Genomic DNA, 5,590 nt, shown 5'->3' with positions numbered 1-5,590 from the left:
CCGCGACCTGCAATCCCGCGCAGGACCCGAAAGAAGGCGTCCCGCTGGCGAACACAGCCCGCATGAAGGCGAGCTGACGATCGACTACCGGACTGTCCTCGTAAACATGCAGCGGCGATCCCGTGATGAAGACCGCATCGTACGCCGCGATGTCCTTGGCCGAGAGCGGGAGCGCGCCATCGTCGGAGGGGCGCACCAGATCGACCGTGCAGCCGGGCCGCATCTGCTTCAGCGTCGCGCGATAGGTTTCGCCGGAACTCTTGCCGGTATCGGCGCGGCGTTCCTGCCGGTCGGCAGGCGTGCCGCTTTCGGCGATCAAAAATGTGAGTTGGGGGATGAAAGCATTCCTCGGATTTTCGCTGCGCACCCTAACTGGGGACGCGTGAACGCGGTGCAACCGTAGCGGCAGTGGCGTTCGGGCGACTCCGCTTGCCGCCAAACGGTTGCAGTTGTAACGGACGGGCCGAGAAGGAGAATCCCATGCGCGTCGGTTGCCCCAAGGAAATCAAGAATCACGAATACCGTGTCGGCCTGACGCCCGAAAGCGCCTACGAGCTGACCAGCCAGGGCAACGAAGTCTGGATCGAGAGCGGTGCGGGCCTCGGCATCGACGCGACGGACGAGCAGTATATGGCCGCCGGCGCCAAAATCGTCGACGGGCCGGACCCGATCTTCGCCGAGTGCGAGATGGTGGTGAAGGTCAAGGAACCGCAGGCCGAAGAGCGCAAGAAACTGCGCCAGGGCCAGATCCTCTACACCTATCTCCACCTCGCCCCCGATCCCGATCAGACGCGCGATCTGCTTGATAGTGGCGTGACCGCGATCGCCTACGAGACGGTCACCGGCCCGCGCGGCCAACTGCCGCTGCTGAAGCCGATGAGCCAGGTGGCCGGGCGCATGAGCGTACAGGCGGGCGCCGCCGCGCTGGAAAAGGCGCATGGCGGGCGCGGCGTCCTCCTCGGCGGGGTTCCGGGCGTGATGCCGGGCAAGGTCGTGGTGATCGGCGGCGGCGTGGTCGGCTTCAACGCCGCGCAGATGGCGGTTGGCCTCGGCGCCAATGTCACCATTCTCGACCGCGATCCCGAAGTTCTCGAAAAGGTCGGCACGCATTTCGAAGCGCGGGCCAGCACGCGGTTTTCCAATGCGGCGAACCTGCTCGACGCGGTCAGCAGCGCTGACCTCGTCATCGGCGCGGTCCTCATCCCCGGCGCGGCCGCACCCAAGCTCGTGACGCGCAATATGCTCAAGCGCATGCAGAAAGGCTCGGTTCTCGTCGACGTGGCGATCGATCAGGGGGGCTGCTTCGAAACCAGCCGCGCGACGACGCATGCCGATCCCACTTATGTGGTCGATGACGTGGTCCATTACTGCGTCGCCAACATGCCCGGCGCGGTGGCGCGCACCAGCACCTATGCGCTCAACAACGTGACGCTGCCCCATGCGCTCAAGATCGCCAAGCTGGGCTGGAAGGAAGCGCTGAAGGCAGATCCGCATCTGGCGGAAGGCCTCAACGTGCATGAAGGCAAGGTGACCTACGAAGCGGTCGCGACCGAACTCGGCCACGAATATCGCAGCGCGGCGGAAGTACTCGGAATAGCCTAATCCGTGCGAAAGGGTGCGAGCACTTCGGCGCGCACCCGCAGCGGGCGCAAGGTCTCGCGGTCGAGCATCGCCCAGGTCGTGGCGGCGGAGACGAGCACGCGCCCGTTCGCGCCCTTAAAGTCCACGCGTCGCAACGATTTCGCGCCTTTCGGTTCGCCTTCGATCCAGGTCTCGCCCGTCACGCTTTCGCCCGGACCGATATTGCCGCGATAGTCGATCTCGTGCCGCACCACGAGCCACACCACGGCTTCCCGGTCCTTGGCCCGCGCCACGGCGTCCCAGTGCTGGGTCGCCATGTCCTGCACCCACTGGACCCAGACCGCATTGTTGACGTGGCCCATCACGTCGATGTGGTCGGGTCCGGCAGTGAACGTGCGAGTGAAGCGCAAGACTATTCCGCCCCGCCATTCTGCCACAGGATGAAGGCGACTTCCTCGGCCATTTCGCGGATCGATTCGAACCGGCCCGACTTGCCGCCATGGCCCGCGCCCATATTGGTCTTGAGCAGCAGCGTGTTATCGTCGGTCTTGTATTCGCGCAATTTGGCGACCCATTTGGCCGGTTCCCAATAGGTCACGCGCGGATCGTTGAGGCCCGCGGTCACCAGCATGGGCGGATAGTCCTGCGCGGTGACCTGATCGTAAGGCGAATAGCTCAGCATATAGGCAAAGGCCTGCTTGCTCTCGATGGGATTGCCCCATTCGGGCCATTCGCCCGGCGTCAGCGGCAGATCCTTGTCGAGCATGGTCGACAGCACATCGACGAAGGGCACATGCGCCACCACCGCGCCCCACAGATCGGGATCGGTGTTGGCGACCACGCCCATCAGCTCGCCGCCTGCGGAGCCGCCCGAAATGCTGATCTTGCCCGGCGCGGTATAGCCTTCCGCTACCAGCCCCTTCGCCACATCGACGAAATCGGTGAAGGTGTTGGTCCGCTCGTTCAGCTTGCCGCCGAGATACCAGTTGCGGCCAAGATCGTCTCCGCCGCGGATATGCGCGATGGCATAGGCGTAGCCGCGATCGACGAGGCTGAGACGCGTGGTCGAAAAGCCGGGCGGGATCGCATAGCCGTAAGCGCCATAGGCATAGAGATGCAGCGGGCCGGGCTCTGCCGGGCGATCCTTCCGGCGCACCACGCTGACCGGCACCATCGCCCCGTCGCGCGCGCGGATCGTCAGTCGCTCGGTCACATAAAGATCGGGATCATAGCCGCTCGGAATCTCCTGCTGCTTCAGCAGTTCCAATTCGGCGGTGTCGACCACGTAATCGTAGACCGAATTGGGCGTCACCATGCTGGTATAGGAGAGGCGCAGCCGGTCGGTATCGTATTCGGGATTGTCCGAAAGCCCGGCGGAAAAGCTCGGCTCCATGAAGGCGATCGGCTTGACCAGCGCGGGTTCGACGTAAGAGCGCAGCTGGATCTGGTCGAGGCCTTCCAGCCGCCCTTCGGTGACGAAGAAGTCCTTGAACAGGTCGAAACCGGTCAGATAGAATTCGTCCGATCCCGCGATCAGCGTGGTCCATTCGCCCGGATTGTCGAGCGGTGCGGTCGCGAGGCGGAAATTGACGTGCTCGTCATTGGTGTGGACCCACACCGTATCGCCGCGCACATCGACATCGTATTCGACGCCCTTCTTGCGCGGTTTCACCAGAATCTGTTCGCCCGTCGGATCGGCGGCGGAGACGAGGCGGACCTCGCTCGTCTCGTTGTCGCCCGTCGCGATGACCAGCCAGTCCTCCTGCGCGGTCAGCCCGGTGCCGACGCGGAAGCCCTCGTCCTCCTCGTGATAGATCTCGACATCGCTTTCGACCGGCTGGCCGATCACGTGGAGCCGCGCATTGTCCACGCGCCATTCCTTGGTCGCCAGCCCGTAGACGAGGCCGCGATCGCCCATCACCCAGGTGAGACCGGACAGCGTGCCGGGGATTTCGTCGGGCAATAGCTCACCCGTTTCGAGATCCTTGATCCGCGCCGTGAACCGCTCCGATCCGTCCGTGTCGGTCGAAAAAGCGAGATAGCGCCCGCTCTTCGAGACCGAGAAGCTGCCGAGACGGAAATATTCGACCCCGTCGGCCAGCGCGTTTTCATCGAGGATCAGCTGCGTATCCCCGCCCGCCACCGGCTTGCGGTAATATTTGCGATACTCCGCACCTTCTTCGAATTCCGACCAGTAGAGCCAGTCGCCATCCTTTTGCGGCACGGTGGAATCGTCTTCCTTGATCCGCGCCTTCATCTCTTCGAACAGCGTGTCGACCAGCGGCTGATGCGGCTTCATCTGCGCTTCGAACCAGGCGTTCTCCGCCTTGACGTGATCGAGAATGTCCTCGTCGTCGATGGTCGGATAGCTCGCATCGCGCAGCCAGTTATAGGGATCGGAAATCGTGATCCCGTGATGGCTGTAGGAATAGTCGCGCTTCTCGGCGACTGGGGGCGCGGTCGGTTCGGATGTGGAAGCGGGCACGGAACTCTCTTGATTGGCGGCGGATTGGGCGGCGAGCGGAGCGGATAGCGCCAGGCTCGATACGGAAAGGCCGAAAACGGAAAACGCGGCCAGTAGACGCTTGGACGACATGGATGAACCCCTCGGATAGCGGCGCAGAGGTGGAAAGCGGCCCCGCAATGCCCTACACTGAGACCCGTGATTATGCGGCTGCGCCACGCGCCGCAAGCCGCGCCTGCCCCTTTGGGCCGCGCGAACCGACGAAAGGATACACCGCCATGCTGATGAACGCCCACGAAGCCCGCCTGACCGATCTGCGCAAGGAATTGCAGCGCCGGGGCCTGTCGGGCTTCGTCGTCCCGATTTCCGACGAGCATATGAGCGAATATGTCGGCTCCTATGCGGAGCGGCTGAAATGGCTGACCGGCTTCAAGGGCAGTGTCGGCAGCGCGGCGGTGCTGGCGGGCGATTACAGCGGCAAGGGCGCGGCCATGTTCACCGACGGGCGCTACACCGTGCAGGTGCGCGAGCAGGTTTCGGGTGAGCTCTACGATTACGAGGATGTGCCCGCGACCGGCCCCGCACAATGGATCGCCAAACACGCGCCGAAGGGCGCGAAGATCGGCTACGACGCCTGGCTGCACGGTATCGAATGGGCGGAAGCGGCCGAAAAGGTGCTGGCGAGGAAAGGCATCGAACTTGTCCCGGTCGACGGCAATCCGGTCGATGCGATCTGGAACGACCGGCCCGAACCCTCCCCCGCGCTCGCCGAGCCGCATGACGAGACGCTGGCCGGCCGGTCGAGCGCCGACAAGCGCGCCGAGATCGCCGACTGGCTGAAAGAGGAAGGCTACGACGCGACGATCATCACCGCACTCGATTCGGTGGCCTGGCTGCTCAACATCCGGGGCGGAGATATCGCCCACACGCCCGTCGCGCTGTCCTACGTGATCGCGCGCGCCGACGGGACGGCGGACCTCTTCATCGCGAAGGACAAGATCTCGCCCGGGCTGACCCAACATCTGGGCAATGCCGTGACGGTGCGTGACCGCGCGGATTTCGAACCGGCTCTGGCCGAACTTTCGGGCAAGACCGTCGCTGTCGATCCCGAGCGTGCGGTGGCGGGCATCTTCCACGCCCTGAAGGAAGCGGGGGCCACGATCGGCCGCGCGACCGATCCGGCCGTCCTGCCCAAGGCGATCAAGAACCCGGCCGAACAGCAGGGCCATCGCGACGCCCAGGCGCGCGACGGAGCGGCGATGGTGCGCTTCCTGCGCTGGATCACCGAGGAAGCGCCCAAGGGTGGAATCGACGAACTGACCGCCGCCGCCAAGCTGCGCGAATTCCGCGGCCTCAGCCCGGACCTCAAGGATACGAGCTTCGACACGATCAGCGCCGCCGCGGGCCACGCCGCGCTGCCGCATTACAAAGTGGATGAGGAAAGCAACATCACCATCCCGCCCGCCAGCATCTTCCTGTGCGATTCCGGCGGCCAGTATCGAGACGGGACGACCGACATCACGCGCACGGTCTGGATCGGAACGC

Annotated in this window: 4 protein-coding genes and 1 pseudogene; 2 read left to right on the top strand and 3 right to left on the bottom strand. The window is 64.5% G+C overall.

Features of this window, described 5'->3' with window-relative positions; genetic code table 11:
- A pseudogene (locus A3736_RS01085) lies at window positions 1–319 on the bottom strand (type 1 glutamine amidotransferase); the annotation flags it as partial.
- A gap of 161 nt (window positions 320–480) precedes the next feature.
- Between A3736_RS01085 and ald the strand changes: the two are divergent.
- Window positions 481–1,602, top strand: a complete 1,122-nt coding sequence (gene ald / locus A3736_RS01080) for an alanine dehydrogenase (RefSeq protein ID WP_067678126.1) — start codon at window positions 481–483, stop codon at window positions 1,600–1,602.
- Here ald and A3736_RS01075 read toward each other — a convergent pair.
- Complete coding sequence (locus tag A3736_RS01075; RefSeq protein WP_197465444.1) at window positions 1,599–1,997, bottom strand: thioesterase family protein; 399 nt, start codon at window positions 1,995–1,997, stop codon at window positions 1,599–1,601. The two genes, ald and A3736_RS01075, sit on opposite strands and share 4 nt — an antisense overlap.
- Window positions 1,994–4,177, bottom strand: coding sequence for a S9 family peptidase (locus A3736_RS01070; RefSeq protein WP_067678120.1), 2,184 nt, complete (start codon window positions 4,175–4,177; stop codon window positions 1,994–1,996). The genes A3736_RS01075 and A3736_RS01070 overlap by 4 nt, the downstream gene beginning before the upstream one ends.
- A gap of 146 nt (window positions 4,178–4,323) precedes the next feature.
- Here A3736_RS01070 and A3736_RS01065 point away from each other — a divergent pair.
- Window positions 4,324–5,590 (top strand): aminopeptidase P family N-terminal domain-containing protein (locus tag A3736_RS01065; RefSeq protein ID WP_067678129.1); only part of this gene is annotated, 1,267 nt, incomplete at its 3' end.

It is taken from the genome of Erythrobacter sp. HI0063 (assembly GCF_001635685.1).
In the GTDB taxonomy this organism is placed as follows: domain Bacteria; phylum Pseudomonadota; class Alphaproteobacteria; order Sphingomonadales; family Sphingomonadaceae; genus Qipengyuania.
The sequence above is the reverse complement of the archived record's forward strand: the minus strand, read 5'-3'. Positions and strand labels throughout refer to the sequence as shown.